The following is a 15,209-nucleotide window of genomic DNA, read 5'->3' as shown; positions in this document are numbered from 1 at the left end:
TCCTTATTCAACTGAATGGGTGCCCATGCTGGGTAACAATGCGGTGAGTGCCTGCGGCCAGTCGCAGCGGCTTGCCCACTGGCGCATCGCTTCGATGTCCGGTGCCAGCAGGCGGTCTTCCTCAAGGAAGGCGACGCGTTCGCGGATCGTGCCAATGGCCTGTTCTATCAGTGCAGAACTTTGCAGGGGACGATGAAACTCAATGCCCTGGGCCGCTGCCATGGCTTCAATGCCGACTACCGCCGCGCTGTTAAAGCACATGTCGCCCAGTCGGCGGGCGGCATAGGTGGCCATCGACACGTGATCTTCCTGGTTAGCCGAGGTAGGCAAACTGTCGACGCTGCCGGGATGCGCCAGCGATTTATTTTCGGAGGCGAGCGCCGCCGCGGTGACCTGAGCAATCATAAAACCGGAGTTCACGCCGCCGTCGCGGACCAGGAAAGGGGGCAGACCGGACAAACCGGTATCCAGCAGCAGGGCCAGTCGACGTTCAGAGATGGCGCCCACTTCGGCGACGGCCAGGGCAATAATGTCTGCGGCAAAAGCCACGGGTTCAGCATGGAAGTTGCCACCGGAGATCACATCACCGGTTTCGGTGAACACCAGCGGGTTATCGGACGCGGCGTTGGCTTCAATCTGCAGGATGCGGGCGGCATGGCTGAGGTTATCCAGGCACGCTCCCATGACCTGGGGGACGCAGCGGACAGAGTAGGGATCCTGCACGCGCCCACAATGGGTATGAGAACCCAGGATCTCGCTGCCTTCAATCAGGGCGGTGACGGCGGCCGCCACGGCAATCTGGCCATGCTGGCCACGCGCCTGATGAATACGCGCGTCGAACGGTTTTAATGAGCCTTTAATCGCTTCCAGCGACAGCGCGCCCGCCATTAAGCCTGCGGCAAACAGATTTTCCGCTTCGAACAGGCCGCGCAGTGCCAGCGCAGTCGATACCTGGGTACCGTTGAGTAAGGCCAGCCCTTCTTTGGGACCCAGCACAAACGGCGTCAGGCCCACTTTTGCCAGACCTTCCGTCGCCGGAATGCGTTCACCGTTGACCCGTACTTCACCTTCACCCAGCAGCATCAGCGACATGTGCGCCAGTGGGGCCAGATCGCCGGAGGCTCCCACCGATCCTTTGGCGGGAATGCACGGCATTACGCCCGCATTGAACAGGGCCAGCAACGCCTCCACCAGTTCAATCCGCACGCCAGAATGACCACGGGAAAGGCTGATGATTTTGCTGGCGACCACCAGGCGCGTCACGTTATCGGGCAGAAGTTCCCCCAGGCCGACGCTGTGAGACAGCACCAGGTTTCGCTGCAGATCGGCAAGACGGCTGGCGGGGATTTGAGTCTGCGCCAGTTTACCGAAACCGGTATTGATGCCGTACACCACGCTACCGGAGGCCACAATCGCTTCAACGGTTTGTTGCGCTTCAGTGATGGCGCGGCGAGCGCCGTCATCAAGGCTGAGTGTGACGTTACCTTGATATATTGCGCGCAACATCGCGAGATCGACCTTGCCTGGCACCAGACGTAATCCCTGAGACGAACCTGACATACTTTGCTCCTGTCTATACAAGGGTTGGCTTATTCGCTGGCCGTTCTGTTGACCCGAATAGCGGAATAACGCGAGTGAAACATAACTGTCTATTCTTGTCTATACAAGTTGCAATCGGCATGCCAGACCGATCACAAAATTGATCAGGCATTAACAGAGGGCTAACGTGGGCAGCAGGCGGGTTTCCTGCACCGCTGTAAGGCAACAGGTGCACGGTTTACGTGCCGATCTCGGGCTGGAATGTATATACATCCAGCCCGTCAGGCAGTAAACTTTGGGCATTATCAGCTTAAGGAATACGATATGGCCGAGCACACGGCAATTGCACAACTGGCAGCGGCCATGAGTGACGAACCCGCACCCATCTATCAACGGGTTAAACAGGCAATCATCAGCCAGATTCGTGAAGGCCACTGGAAAGCTAACCAACGGGTGCCTTCAGAAAGCGAGCTGGTGAATGAGCTTGGCGTAAGTCGTATGACGATTAACCGGGCATTGCGGGAATTAACCAGCGAAGGATTTCTGGTACGTATGCAAGGCGTTGGTACGTTTGTCGCGGAGATGAAAGGCTACACAGCCATGCTTGAGGTGCACAACATCGCGGATGAAATTGCGCAGCGGGGTCATCAGCACAGCTGCAAAATTCTCACGATTGGTCAGAATAAAGCCGATCCGGAGCAGGCTTCCGTTCTGGGCCTGACAACCGGACAAACGCTGTTTCATTCTCTGATTGTGCATTATGAAAATGACATGCCGGTGCAGCTGGAAGATCGGCTAGTGAATCCACAACTGGCCCCGGATTACCTGGCCCAGGATTACCACACGCTCACGCCTTATACGTACCTGATGCGCGCGGCACCGTTGACGGCGGGTGAACATATCGTTGAGGCGGTGATGCCGGATGCGCGACAGCGTAAATATCTGGCGATTGATGAGCACGAGCCTTGCCTGCTTATCCGTCGCCAGACCTGGAGCGATAACAAGATTGTGACCTATGCGCGTTTACTCTATCCCGGCTCGCGTTACAAGCTGCTGGGGCGCTTTAAAGGGCACGGGTAAGACGAATAAACAGTAACCTCGCATCCTGGCTGTCCGGCTGCAGTCGGGTGGGATGATCGACCCACCAGACGCCCTGCTGCTCCGCTAATGGCGCATCGTGAACGATGCGCCATTCTCCTGCCAGCACCCATGCCACACCGTGCTCGCTGCTGACGGCGTCGGTGACGACGTCAGCCTGTGCCCGCCATTCGCCTCGTCGTGTCATGATGTTAAAATCCTGACTGGGCGCTTTACCCTGCAACTGAGCCTCAAGTGCCTGCTCCCCCGCAAAAGCCCAGGGCTTTTCCGGCAACAGGCGATGCGCGACGTTCTCGCCACGCAGCAGAACAGGGCTGCCGTTTAGCAGAGTGATAATGCGATCGACACCGGTAAACGCCGAGAAGGGGCCGTCGCTGGCGATGGTGGCAATACTGGCGCGCCAGGCGAAGTCGTTTGCCCCGGGCGGATAGCCGATAATTACACGTGTTTCGCCACCGCCGTTGCGCCAGCGACTGACGGGTAAGCTGTCTAAAGAAAAAACGCTTCTCATCGCAACGCTGCCATTGCCTGCGCGAAACGGGCTGCACAGGCTTCTTCTTCTGCATGATGGCCATCGCTGATCACCCGGTTACCCGCCACATACACGTCGCGAATCTGCTCGCGCTGGCCAGCAAACAGCCAGCGATTGAGCAGGGCAGACTCATCCACACTGCCCAGCCAGGCGTCATCGCGTAATACCAGCCAGTCGGCGCGTTGCCCGACGGCCAGCGCCCCACTCTTTATTCCGCAGGCCTGGGCACCGCCCGCCGCGGCCTGTTGCCACAGCAGATCGCCGACTGAGGGCTGGTCGGGCAGCGTGATGCGATTGCGACGACGGTCGCGCAGGCGTTGGGCATATTCAAGCCAGCGCAACTCCTCCTGAACACTGAGCGAGACATGACTGTCAGAGCCAATGCCCCAGCGTCCGCCCTGGGCGATATAGTCCACGGCGGGAAAAATACCGTCACCGAGGTTGGCTTCCGTGGTCGGGCAGAGCCCGGCAACCGCACCGCTGGCGGCAAGGCGCGTCACTTCGCTGTCATCAAGATGCGTTGCATGAATCAGGCACCAGCGTGCATCGACATCGAAACGCGTCATCAGCCAGCTCACCGGACGCTCGCCGCTCCAGGCCAGACTGTCATTGACTTCCTTCTCCTGCTCGGCGATGTGAATATGGATGGGTAACGTGGTCTCGCTGGCGCTGAGCACGGCATGCATTTGCGCTTCACTGACGGCGCGCAGTGAGTGAAAGCAGAGGCCTGCGTTGTGCAGGGGTTTATCTTTTATCCATGTCTGAAGACGTACCTGCTGTTGCAGATAGCTGTCGGTCTGCTGAATAAAGCGCTTTTGTCCCGGCACCGGCGGCTGAGCGCCAAAACCGCTGTAGCTGTAAAGCACCGGTAGCAACGTCTGACCTATGCCTGCCGTCTCTGCCGCCGCAATAAGCTGGCGCAGCATGGCATCGTCCGCATAAGGTTTACCGTCAATATCGTGATGCAGATAATGAAATTCTGCGACCTGGCAATAGCCGCCTTTTAGCATATCGATATACAGCAGGGCGGCGATATCACCTACCTGCCCGGGCGTCAGACGCTGCACCATGCGATACATCCGATCGCGCCAGGTCCAGAAGCTGTCCTGCGGATCGCCCGCCACTTCAGCCAGACCGGCCATGGCACGTTGAAAAGCATGTGAATGCAAATTCGCAATAGCGGGAATCACGTTACCGGCTAAACGTGTCGCTTGCCTGTCATCACCGTCGGGCGTAATCGCATCAATCATGCCCGCCGCGTTGACGCTGATACGCACCTGTTTATGCCAGCCTCCGGCCAGCCATGCGCGTGGCGCAAAAAAAGTTGCCATGGTTGATCCTCAAAGGATGTAGTTGTATATACATATACATACTTTAAAGTTTGCTGTAAACGGCAAGCGCATTGTGAGGCGGGAATGGCAGAAAAACTCCAGGTAGACAGCGTGTGGAGCGGGGCAGATGTGGTAACCATGCAAAGCGGCCACTATCATCTTATCGAACAGGGTGCGCTGGCAGTAAAGGCGGGCAGGCTGGTATGGGTTGGGCCCGCCGCCGCGATGCCGGCTTTTGAGGCGCGTGAACATCATCGTCTGCCGGGCGGGATCATCACGCCGGGTTTAGTGGACTGCCACACGCATCTGGTTTTTGGTGGCGATCGCAGTCAGGAGTTTGAGCAGCGCCTCAACGGCGTGAGCTATGCCGATATTGCGGCCCAGGGCGGCGGCATCCTTTCTACCGTTCGGGCCACCCGTGATGCCAGTGAACAAACGTTAGTAGAGACAGCCCGCTGGCGGTTGAATCGCTTGCTGGCCGAGGGCGTGACCACCGTCGAGATTAAATCCGGCTACGGTCTGGATGAAGAAAGTGAATTACGTATGCTGCGTGCCATTCGACAGCTCAGTCAGGAGGTGGCTGCGGATGTGCAGGCCACCTGCCTGGCCGCTCATGCGGTTCCGCCCGAATTTAAACAGGATCCCGATGGCTGGATCACGATCATCTGTGACCGCCTGTTACCTCAGATCAGCGCCGAAGGCCTGGCGGATGCGGTGGATGCATTCTGCGAACATCTGGCGTTTACCCCGCAGCAGGTCGCCCGGGTATTTGACCGGGCAACGGCGCTGGGCATGCCGGTGAAACTGCATGCCGAGCAGCTTTCCTCTTTGGGCGGAGCGGCGCTGGCCGCCCGTTATGGCGCGCTGTCCGCCGATCATCTGGAATATGCAACGGAAACGGATGTTCAGGCAATGGCAGAACAGGGTACGGTAGCCGTGTTATTGCCCGGCGCGTTTTATCTGCTGCGGGAAACGCAGCGCCCGCCGGTAGCGTTGTTCCGACGCTATGGTGTGCCCATGGCACTGGCGAGTGATGCCAACCCCGGCACATCGCCCGCGCTGTCGCTGCGCCTGATGCTGAATATGGGCTGCACCCTGTTCGGCATGACACCGGAAGAAGCGCTGGCAGGCGTGACCCTGTGGGGGGCAAAGGCGCTGGGGCTGGAGGCAAGTCACGGTTCGCTGGAGGCGGGAAAAGTGGCCAGTTTTGTTCACTGGCCGCTGGCCCGCCCGGCGGAACTGGTTTACTGGCTGGGCGGTGAACTGCCCTGTACCGTTATCTACCGCGGAGAAGTACAATGACACCTTTTCATTTTACCCAAGGGACTATCCCGCTGCTGGTCAGTATTCCCCATGCCGGCACGATGTTAACACCGGAAGTTGAAGCCGGGCTCAGCGATGCCGCCCGTGACTTACCGGATACGGACTGGCACATTCCACACCTTTATGATTTTGTGCGTGATATGGGAGCCAGTCTGGTTATTGGCCGCTACTCACGCTTTGTTGTCGATCTCAATCGTCCCTCAGACAATCAACCGCTTTATACGACCGCCACCACCGGCCTGTTTCCGGAAACCCTGTTTGACGGCACGCCGACATTTGTTGCGGGCAAAGCCCCCACGGATGCACAGCGACAGGGATATATTCAGACAATCTGGCAGCCTTATCATCAGCAGATCCAGCAGACGCTGGCGCAGATGAAAGCGGAATTTGGCTATGCGCTGCTGTTTGACGCCCATTCGATTGCCAGTGAAATTCCACGACTGTTTGACGGTCGCCTGCCGGATCTCAATATTGGTACCAATGACGGGGCCAGTTGCAGCAATCGCGTCATCGACGGGCTGACATCGGTATGCAGCGCGCAGGATCGCTATAGCTGGGTTGTCAATGGCCGTTTCAAAGGCGGCTACATTACGCGCGCTTACGGTCAACCCGATCGGCAGATCCAGGCGGTGCAACTGGAGCTGTCGCAAATCAATTATATGGACGAGACACCGCCCTTTACCTGGCATGAAGCCCGCGCGGCAGAACTGAAAAAAGTCCTGAAGCCGCTTTTACACAGCTTTGTGGCGCAGGGCAAGGGCTGACGGCGACGTTCGTGATGCGTAGCGCCCGCCTGTCAGACGCAGGAATGCCACAGTAAAGCGCACTGGTCCGCGACGCGCCTGGCGGCAACGGCGCGAAGTCGTTACCCGCTGGCAGGACGATCGCTGGCTGGCACCTGAGATCGCCCGTGCGGTCAAAACGTTACGAACGCATTCGGCAGAACTGCTCTGACTTAGCTGCGGCGCGCATCGGGCCGCACCAGGTCAAAGCGCTGTGCTTCACTAATGCCGTAATACGCGCTGGGTCCACCGGCGCGTAAAATCGGTTCCGCTTTCGCCGTCTGATAAATACCGTTTTCCAGCAGGCTTTCGTCAATATGGATGGCAACGGCTTCGCCCAGCACCAGCCAGCTGTCGATGGCGCGCCCGCCGGCATCCTGTAACTGAATCAGTTGTGTCAGCCTGCATTCAAAATTCACCGGACTTTCCTGTACCAGACAGGCCTTGACCTGCGAGGCGGCCAGAGGGGTTAAGCCTGCCAGGGCAAACTCGTCCTGATCGGCTGGGGCAGAAATTGAGCTTTCATTCATGGCCTCCGCCAGCGGTCGGGTCGCCAGATTCCAGACAAATTCTTTTGTTTCAGCGATGTTTTGCGCACTGTCTTTCCAGCCGCTGCTGGCGAAGCCAATAATGGGCGGCTGGTAATTGAAACAGTTAAAAAAACTGTAGGGCGCAAGGTTGCGCACGCCTTTGGCGCTGGTGCTGCTGATCCAGCCTATTGGACGTGGGCCAATGATGGCATTCAGTGGATCGTGAGGCAAACCGTGTCCGGCGCGGGGCTGATAGGAATAGCGTTTATGCATCGTCATCTCCTGGATAAAAACAGAGTCTAGCCTGGCCTGTCCGCCATGCGTTAAAACGTCAGAGCCGCACCGCTTTTTTGCGCATTGTTAACCAGATTAGTCTGCTTCAGCGACAGGAGGGAATGTTCTGTACTACAGCGTTAATAACTTTAAATATCAATATCTTAATTATTTATTTGATGAGCAATCCGCGAAAAGATGTGTTTAAAAAGTAAACGAAAGTTAAACGGAATCATTTTATACATTTTGTGCTAATGAAAGTTTCGTATTTGTTTAACGAAACTGAGGCATTATGCAATCTCATCAATTGTTCTCGTGGTCGAATATGAAAAAAATTCTTGTTACAGGATCTTCTGGATTCGTTGGTGGTGCAGTCGTGGCAGAATTGCTGATGCGCCAGGATGTTGAGTTATTGCTGCTCGTCAGAGCCAGCGATGCTAACCAGGGACTGGAGAGGGTTAAAGATAATTTAACCAAGTTTTCATGTTCGGCGCAGGCGATTGCGCGCCTGACAGCAGATCAGATTCTGGTCGGCGATTTGCTGGCCCCGGAGCTTTTCCTGGATGATGCGCGCATCGATCAGATCAGCCACGTTATCAACTGCGCAGCGATTGCGTCATTTGGTGAGAATAACGATATCTGGCGCGTCAACGTGGAAGGGACGTTTAAACTGGCCGCCAGAATGGCAGCCTTGCCTGAGTTTGTTAAATTCGTCCACGTCGGCACGGCGATGTCGTCTGCCCCGGATCACGGTGAGATTGTAAAAGAAGATCTGGTGCTGTCTTCACGCGAAGATCACATTGTCGATTACACCTATTCCAAGTCGTATATCGAAAATAAGATCAAACAGGAATTGCCGCATCTGCCACTGGTCATCGCGCGTCCGTCCATTGTGGTGGGCCACTCTCAGGAAGGGTGCACGCCGTCAGGCAGCATCTTCTGGGTGTTTAAAATGGTCATGAAGCTGGAGAAATTCCTCTGCTCACTCGATGACCGTGTTGATGTCATCCCGGTAGACTACTGTGCCAAATCGCTGGTGTTCCTGATGGATCATGGCTGCACCGAGGAGATGGTTTATCACATCTCTGCCGGCGAGCGCAGCAGTAATACCTTCTCTGAAATTGATTCGGCTTTTGCCAGTGCAGAAAAAAGTGCCCCGTTGGCACCGAATTATCTGCAGGTTGATTTCAGCGAAATCGTTAAAGAGCGTAAGAACTTTAAAAAGATCTACGGACCCTGCAACGAACGTCTGATGTTGCGCGCAATGCGTCTTTACGGCGAGTTCGCCCGTCTGAATGTAGTGTTCTCTAACGACAAATTACTGCGTCTGGGCATGAGCTCACCGCCAGGATTCACCAGCTATATTGACCGCTGTGTTGAAACCACCCGGGGCATGCCGATTCAGGATTTAATGCGCGTCGATTTTAAATAATCCCGCAGACTTAACGCCCGGCCAGCATTGTTGCTGGCGGGGCGCATTTTGCTTTTTTGCTCACCTCGCTTTCCTGCAACGACGCCGTACCCTCGCGATTTCGCACGTCCGCAACGTCGGCCTGCTGGCCGCTCTGTCCGAGAATGCGGTTTATTTTCTGCCCGCCACAGCGTATTGTACGCGCGCCTGAAAATATGAGAGAACGTATGAAAAAGTCTGCCAGCCCGTCCCCTTTCCATGCCCGTAACCGCCACCAGGGTGAATATGATTTTGCCGCGCTGACGGCAGCGCACCCGCCGCTGGCAGAAAAAGTCCGGCCCAACGGCTATGGCGTCATGTCGGTGGACTTTGCCGATCCTGAAGCGGTCATGCTGTTGAATCAGGCGCTGCTTAAACGGTTCTACGGCCTTGACTGGCAACTGGCGCCTGGTTCGTTGTGCCCGCCCGTGCCGGGGCGCGCTGACTATCTTCACTACCTGGCCGATTTACTGGCACTGGACAACCAGGGCAGGATCCCGCCGGCGGACATCCTGGATATTGGCTGCGGGGCGAACTGTATTTATCCCCTGATCGGCGCGGCGGAATATGGCTGGCGTTTTACCGGCACGGATATTGATGACGCGGCACTAAAAACGGCGACAAAAATTGTCGCGGCGAACCCGGGCATGCAACGCCTGATCCGCCTGCGTCGGCAAAAAAATCCCGCCGTGGTGCTGAATGGCATGGTGAATAAGAATGAAAACTTCCATGCGGTCATCTGCAATCCGCCTTTTCACGCTTCTGCGGCAGAGGCGGCGGCCGGTTCACAGCGCAAAACGCGCAACCTGGGACTGGCACCGGCTGCACCGCTGAACTTTGGCGGCCAGCACAATGAATTGTGGTGCGAAGGGGGAGAAAAGGGCTTTGTCGGGAAAATGATCGCTGAAAGCGCCAGTCTGGCTCAGCAGGTCGTCTGGTTTACATCGCTGGTATCGCGCAAAGAGCATTTACCCGCGCTGGAGAAACAGCTGAAGGCGCTGGATACCCAGGTGGTACGTGTGGTCAATATGGCGCAGGGGCAGAAGCAGAGCCGGTTCCTGGCATGGAGCTTTATGTCCGCCGCCCAACGCGCGCAGCGATTGTCCCGCTAACGCAGGCGCTTACGTCAGTTCGCCGCATCATCGTGTGGCGTCGCCAAAGAAAAACGGGCCGCCTGACGGCCCGTTCGCACTCAGGAAACGTGCTGTAAAAATTCGCGCAGACGCTCGCTGGGCGGATCACTGATCAGACGGTCCGGATCGCCGTCTTCGGCAATACGGCCTTTATCAATAAAGATCAGGCGCGACGCCACTTTCCGGGCAAAACCCACTTCGTGTGTGACGATAACCATTGTCATACCTTCTTCAGCCAGATCCTGCATGACTTTCAGCACTTCGTGACGCAGTTCTGGGTCCAGCGCGGAGGTGGGCTCATCAAACAGCATCATTTTGGGTTTCACCGCCAGTGCCCGGGCAATCGCCACGCGCTGTTGCTGCCCACCCGAAAGCTCAGAAGGGAAATGGTTGGCGCGCTCGGCCAGGCCCACTTTCGCCAGCAGGCTATGGGCCAGTTTTCGTGCGTCTTCTTTGCTGGCACCGCGAACGCGAATCGGGCCAAAAGCCACGTTATCCAGCGCACTCATCTGCGGGAAAAGGTGGAACTGCTGAAACACCATGCCGGCTTCCTGACGAATAAGGCGATCGTCTACTTTGGGATCGTTAACGTTCAGGCCATCGACGATCAGTTCGCCGCTGGTGATCTCTTCCAGCTTGTTGATGCAACGCAGCAGCGTCGATTTACCCGAACCGGAGGGGCCGATAATCACGACGACTTCACCCTGATTAATCTTCAGGTCGATATTGTGCAGCACCTGGGTTTGGCCAAAATGCTTTGAGACGTTTTTAAATTCAATCACAGGATTTTCACCCTTTTCTCAATACGGCGCAGCACAAAGCTCAACACCAACGTAATCACAAGATAAATAACGGCCACTGCGCTCCAGATTTCCAGCGCGCGGAAGTTACCGGCAATAATTTCCTGTCCCTGGCGGGTCAGTTCGGCCACACCGATCACAATAAACAGCGAGGTGTCCTTAATGCTGACAATCCACTGATTGCCCAGCGGGGGCAGCATACGACGCAGCGCCAGCGGCATGATGACGTAGCGCAGGGTTTCGCGGCCTGACAGGCCCAAAGCCAGCCCGGCCTCGCGAAAGCCTTTGTTAATGGACAGGACCGCACCGCGGGTAATTTCCGCAATATAGGCACCCGAGTTAATCATAATGGTTACCACCGCGGCGGTGAACGGATCGATGCGTAAATCCGGGAACGCCATAGGCAGGGCAAAATAGATGAACATAACCTGCACGACGATGGGCGTACCGCGAATGATTTCAATAAAAACCAGGGCGATATTATTGCTCAGCCAGCCACCGTATGCGCGGGCAAAACCCGCGACCAGGCCGATGATCAATCCACCGACCAGGCCAATAATGGAAATAATTAAGGTCAGTTTTGCGCCTTCGAGTAGCGCGGGCATGGCTGGCCAGATGACGCTCCAGTCAAAATCCATGGTGAAACTCCGCTGTTGTTGCGATGGAAAAAAGCAGGGACAGGGTCCCTGCTGAAAAATAAAAAACGGGCTCAGTGATTATTTCGGTTCAGTTCCGAACCACTTTTTATAGAGTTGATTGTAGGTACCGTTCTCTTTAAGCGTTTTCAGCGCGCCGTTCACTTTTTCACGCAGTTCATCACTGCCTTTCGGGAACGCAATGCCGTACTGCTGGGCTTCAATAGAATCACCTACAGCTTTGAAACGGCCTTTACCTGCGGTGTTGATGAAATAGAGGATATTGGGCGTATCGTGCAGCACTGCGTCAGCGCGGTTGGTGCCCAGTTCCATGTAAGCGTTATCGATATTCGGGAACTGACGCAAATCTTTCGTTTTAATGTGCGCCTTCGCATAATCTACGGAACCTGTGCCGCTCTTCACCGCCACCACTTTGCCGTTCAGATCGTCAATGCCTTTGATGTCTTTCTCGTTGTTACGCACCATGACCAGCAGACCGCTTTTGTAGTAGCCATCAGAGAACTCAATGGCTTTCTTGCGCTCGTCAGTAATGGTAATGCCGGCCAGTGCCACATCAACGTTGTGCGTCTGAAGGGCAGGGATGATGCCGCTGAAGTCCATCGGCTTCAGGGTGTAATCCAGTTTCAGTTCCTTCGCAATGGCATCCCATAAATCCACGTCAAAGCCGACATATTTGTCACCTTGTTTGAATTCAAACGGGACAAAAGCCGTATCGGTGGCGACGATCAGTTTCTTTTCTGCTGCGGGAGTGGAGAGAGAGAAGGCCAGCGCCAACGCGGCCACAGAGATGTTAAATAGCGATTTCATCATTTTTCCTTATTGCGACCAGGCGCAGGGCCCGGGTTTGCGAGCTATCATTTGCGGGCTATCATATGAAAAAAGTATGCCAACTTTTCAAAATGTAAAAAATATAATGATCAGGAGAGCATCGCTGACACGATTCTGCAACCTGTCGCGCCGATGCACCATTATGGTGGTCCATCATGGTGCGAAGCGCTAAAGTGGTGCAGGAGTAGTGTGCATCAGAAGGCGAAAACGGGAAGGGCGCAGCGTCAGAAATGTTAACAAAGTCATAAATTATAGTAATACAGACGTAAAAAAGGCGGGTTTCCCCGCCTGGTAATAGCCTGTAAGACCGTTATTCGATATTGGACTCAATGAACCACAGGAATTTATCCAGGTCACGAGAAGCCGCAGTAAAGATATCGGCGGTATCTTCATCTTTCACTTCAGAAATCGCTTTGCGCGTATCGTTAGCCACCACAGCATAACGGTCGGCCAGCGCTTTCAGATGATCCTGTACGCTGTGGATGTTCAGCGGATAGCTTTTCAGTGGCGTTTTATCGTTGACGACCTGAGTGGTACCCAGTGCTACACCACCCAGTTGCACCACGCGTTCCGCGATGGTGTCCTGATGATCGGTGATGGTGGTACGGAAACCGTCCAGCATTTCGTGCACACCGATGAAGTTCGCGCCGCGCATGTTCCAGTGCGCTTGCTTAGTGATCAGGGACAGATCGATGAACTCAACGACCAGGCGATTGAGCACCTCAATGGTGGCGCGCTTTTCGTCATCTGCCACGTCATTACGGGTATAAAGTAGATCAGAAGATTTTGTTTTAACCAGTTTAGCGGTACTCATTGTTTCAGTCCTCTCTTTCAATGGTTGTCCTAATCAAGTACGAAACTAAGTATAGCAGCGTTTTGCCGCCTTGCAGGATTGGCTTAATCAATGGATGAAATAGCATTCACCTTAACGTGCGTGGGTGCGCGGGTGAAATAGTTAATAAATTGTTAAACTTGAAATTTCATAAAGCACTTTAAATACATAAGGTTAAATTAAAATTCAATCGAATGATTTTTACCTGTATTAAATATTAACTTTCTATTACACATTAACTGAAATAATTATCAGCATGAGAGTTATTGTTATTTAGCCTGCCTTTCAGCAGGCGGAAACCTGTTATTTCTTTTTATTATCAGATAATTCTATTGCATTTAACTGGCGCTTTCTGGGACGCATGGTCAGGGTAGCGCCGGACGAGGCCAGGATAATCGCCAGCAGCGCCAGACACTGCACGCCAGAAAGGCTCTCATTCAGATAAAGCATGCCAGACAGCGCCGCCACCGCAGGCTCAAGACTCATCAGCGTACCAAAAATGCGCGCAGGTAAACGGGTCAGTGCCATCATTTCCAGTGAATAGGGAAGCGCCGTTGAAAGAAAGGCCACTAAAATGGCAACCGGCACGACGCTCCATTGCCAGATGCCGCTTGCGGCAAACGTCAGCCCTACGGGAACAAAAATCAGCGAAGCGATCAGGGAGCCGATGGCGACCGTTGCCGCGCCGTGCTCTGCGCCCGCGCGCTGCCCTGACAGAATATACACTGCCCAACAGACACCAGCACCGAGCGCAAATAGTGCACCTATCGGATCGACGGAGGTAATACCGGTACTGAACGGCAGTAAAAACCACAGCCCAATGACCGCCAGTATGACCCAAAGAAAATCGAGTGGCCGACGTGAGCCGAGCAGCGCAAGCGTAAGCGGGCCAACAAACTCCAGCCCGACCGCGATGCCAAGCGGTACCGTCCGAATAGACAGGTAAAATAAAAAGTTCATCGTACCCAATGCTAAGCCGTAAATAATCAGCGGCATGCGCTGTTCAGGACGAAAACGCAGTCGCCAGGGCTTGAAGATGAGGCAAAGGATGACGGTGCCAAAGCCCAGGCGCAATGCGGTGATGCCGGTGGCACCCACGGTGGGAAAAAGTGTTTTTGCCAGTGAGGCGCCGCCCTGAAGCGACAACATGGAGATAAGTAACACGACGACAGGGAGTAAAGCTGGCGTGAGCGATTTGAGTGGCGAAACTGACATCCTGTTGATACTTCCCAATCAATGAGCTAACAAGATGACCAGTGTAAAGGAAATGTTGGTCAAAAAGGGGACGTAAACTGATTTTAATTTTGTCTGTTTGCCTGCTTTTTAAGCAGTTTTTCCGGCTGGAAAGTAAATTAATGTCAGGTTTTTTTAGGAATTTACTTAAAGAATGAAAATTTGTTTGGGGTCATTATTGCAAGGATATGACGGTTTTTATAAGAAAAATGAATGACATAGGAAACTCCATTAACTTTCTGTTACACCAAACACTGTGTTAGACAACAAAATGCGGGCAGAGTTTCTCGCTATTTTTTGTTATATTTTTAGCGTTGTCAGGAGAGAAGTACTTTCACATTTGAGGTGGTTATGAAAAAAATTGCATGTCTTTCAGCATTAGCCTGTGTGTTAGCAGTCGCAACAGGTTCCGCCATGGCACAGAGCACCGTAACCGGTGGCTACGCACAGAGCGACTACCAGGGCGTTGCTAACAAAGCAAACGGCTTCAACCTGAAATATCGCTATGAAGACGGTTCTAACCCACTGGGTTGGATCGGCTCATTCACTTACACCGAGAAAGATCGTACCGAAGACGGCATTTACAATAAAGGCCAGTACTACGGTATCACCGGTGGTCCAGCATTCCGTCTGAATGACTGGGCAAGCATCTATGGTGTGGTTGGTGTTGGCTACGGCAAATACCAGGCTAACGACACCACTTCACGCGACAAAGCTGACACCAGCGACTACGGTTTCTCTTACGGCGCAGGTATGCAGTTCAACCCAATGGAAAACGTTGCACTGGACGTTGGCTATGAGCAGAGCCGCATCCGTAGCGTTGACGTTGGCACCTGGATTGCTGGCGTAGGCTACAGCTTCTAAGCGAG

15 protein-coding genes are annotated in these 15,209 nt (G+C 54.5%); 6 read left to right on the top strand and 9 right to left on the bottom strand.

Annotated features, from left to right (window positions below):
• Positions 1-3 precede the first annotated feature (3 nt).
• Positions 4-1,560, bottom strand: a complete 1,557-nt coding sequence (gene hutH / locus C7433_RS05340) for a histidine ammonia-lyase (RefSeq protein ID WP_110267752.1) — start codon at positions 1,558-1,560, stop codon at positions 4-6.
• Between the two features lie 303 nt (positions 1,561-1,863).
• Between hutH and hutC the strand changes: the two genes are divergently transcribed.
• On the top strand, positions 1,864-2,619 hold the full coding sequence (gene hutC, locus C7433_RS05335; RefSeq protein ID WP_039341448.1) for a histidine utilization repressor: 756 nt from the start codon (positions 1,864-1,866) through the stop codon (positions 2,617-2,619).
• Here the strand turns inward: hutC and C7433_RS05330 are convergent.
• Both C7433_RS05330 and C7433_RS05325 read right to left on the bottom strand, forming a co-directional pair.
• Entirely contained in the window at positions 2,603-3,148 is a 546-nt protein-coding gene (locus C7433_RS05330) for a HutD family protein (RefSeq protein ID WP_110267751.1), read from the bottom strand. The genes hutC and C7433_RS05330 overlap by 17 nt on opposite strands.
• Complete coding sequence (locus tag C7433_RS05325; protein WP_110267750.1) at positions 3,145-4,500, bottom strand: formimidoylglutamate deiminase; 1,356 nt, start codon at positions 4,498-4,500, stop codon at positions 3,145-3,147. Before C7433_RS05325 ends, C7433_RS05330 begins: the two co-directional genes overlap by 4 nt.
• Before the next feature lie 84 nt (positions 4,501-4,584).
• Here C7433_RS05325 and hutI point away from each other — a divergent pair, with 84 nt between their 5' ends.
• Together hutI and hutG are read left to right on the top strand one after the other, a co-directional pair.
• Complete coding sequence (gene hutI / locus C7433_RS05320) at positions 4,585-5,802, top strand: imidazolonepropionase (RefSeq protein ID WP_110267749.1); 1,218 nt, start codon at positions 4,585-4,587, stop codon at positions 5,800-5,802.
• Positions 5,799-6,587, top strand: a complete 789-nt coding sequence (hutG, locus tag C7433_RS05315; protein WP_110267748.1) for an N-formylglutamate deformylase — start codon at positions 5,799-5,801, stop codon at positions 6,585-6,587. Before hutI ends, hutG begins: the two co-directional genes overlap by 4 nt.
• Before the next feature lie 191 nt (positions 6,588-6,778).
• Here the strand turns inward: hutG and C7433_RS05310 are convergent, their stop codons facing one another.
• The gene (locus tag C7433_RS05310) at positions 6,779-7,408 is read right to left on the bottom strand and encodes a flavin reductase family protein (protein WP_369974373.1); all 630 of its coding nucleotides are present in this window, start codon (positions 7,406-7,408) and stop codon (positions 6,779-6,781) included.
• Between the two features lie 325 nt (positions 7,409-7,733).
• On the opposite strand from C7433_RS05310, the gene C7433_RS05305 reads away from it, so the two are divergent.
• Positions 7,734-8,840, top strand: coding sequence for an SDR family oxidoreductase (locus C7433_RS05305; RefSeq protein ID WP_033737689.1), 1,107 nt, complete (start codon positions 7,734-7,736; stop codon positions 8,838-8,840).
• 206 nt (positions 8,841-9,046) lie between these two features.
• Positions 9,047-9,970, top strand: coding sequence for a 23S rRNA (adenine(1618)-N(6))-methyltransferase RlmF (gene rlmF, locus C7433_RS05300; protein WP_199227836.1), 924 nt, complete (start codon positions 9,047-9,049; stop codon positions 9,968-9,970).
• An 80-nt stretch (positions 9,971-10,050) separates the two neighbouring features.
• Here the strand turns inward: rlmF and glnQ are convergent, their stop codons facing one another.
• The 5 genes from glnQ to rhtA all read right to left on the bottom strand — a co-directional run bounded on the left by glnQ (position 10,051) and on the right by rhtA (position 14,322).
• The gene (gene glnQ, locus C7433_RS05295) at positions 10,051-10,773 is read right to left on the bottom strand and encodes a glutamine ABC transporter ATP-binding protein GlnQ (RefSeq protein WP_039341430.1); all 723 of its coding nucleotides are present in this window, start codon (positions 10,771-10,773) and stop codon (positions 10,051-10,053) included.
• On the bottom strand, positions 10,770-11,429 hold the full coding sequence (gene glnP, locus C7433_RS05290) for a glutamine ABC transporter permease GlnP (protein ID WP_033737688.1): 660 nt from the start codon (positions 11,427-11,429) through the stop codon (positions 10,770-10,772). Before glnP ends, glnQ begins: the two co-directional genes overlap by 4 nt.
• Positions 11,430-11,507: 78 nt before the next feature.
• The gene (gene glnH, locus C7433_RS05285) at positions 11,508-12,254 is read right to left on the bottom strand and encodes a glutamine ABC transporter substrate-binding protein GlnH (RefSeq protein WP_110267746.1); all 747 of its coding nucleotides are present in this window, start codon (positions 12,252-12,254) and stop codon (positions 11,508-11,510) included.
• 331 nt (positions 12,255-12,585) lie between these two features.
• Positions 12,586-13,089 carry a DNA starvation/stationary phase protection protein Dps gene (gene dps / locus C7433_RS05280; protein WP_033737686.1) on the bottom strand — a complete coding sequence of 168 codons (504 nt, stop codon included), beginning with the start codon at positions 13,087-13,089 and terminating at the stop codon, positions 12,586-12,588.
• 321 nt (positions 13,090-13,410) lie between these two features.
• Entirely contained in the window at positions 13,411-14,322 is a 912-nt protein-coding gene (rhtA, locus tag C7433_RS05275; protein ID WP_033737685.1) for a threonine/homoserine exporter RhtA, read from the bottom strand.
• Positions 14,323-14,691: 369 nt separating this feature from the next.
• On the opposite strand from rhtA, the gene ompX reads away from it, so the two are divergent.
• Positions 14,692-15,204, top strand: coding sequence for an outer membrane protein OmpX (gene ompX, locus C7433_RS05270; RefSeq protein WP_033737684.1), 513 nt, complete (start codon positions 14,692-14,694; stop codon positions 15,202-15,204).
• The last annotated feature ends 5 nt before the right edge of the window (positions 15,205-15,209 follow it).

This window comes from Pantoea sp. PNA 03-3, assembly GCF_003201175.1.
Taxonomy (GTDB): Bacteria; Pseudomonadota; Gammaproteobacteria; order Enterobacterales; family Enterobacteriaceae; genus Pantoea; species Pantoea stewartii.
Note: the sequence above shows the minus strand (reverse complement) of the source record. Positions and strands in the feature narration are given on the sequence as shown.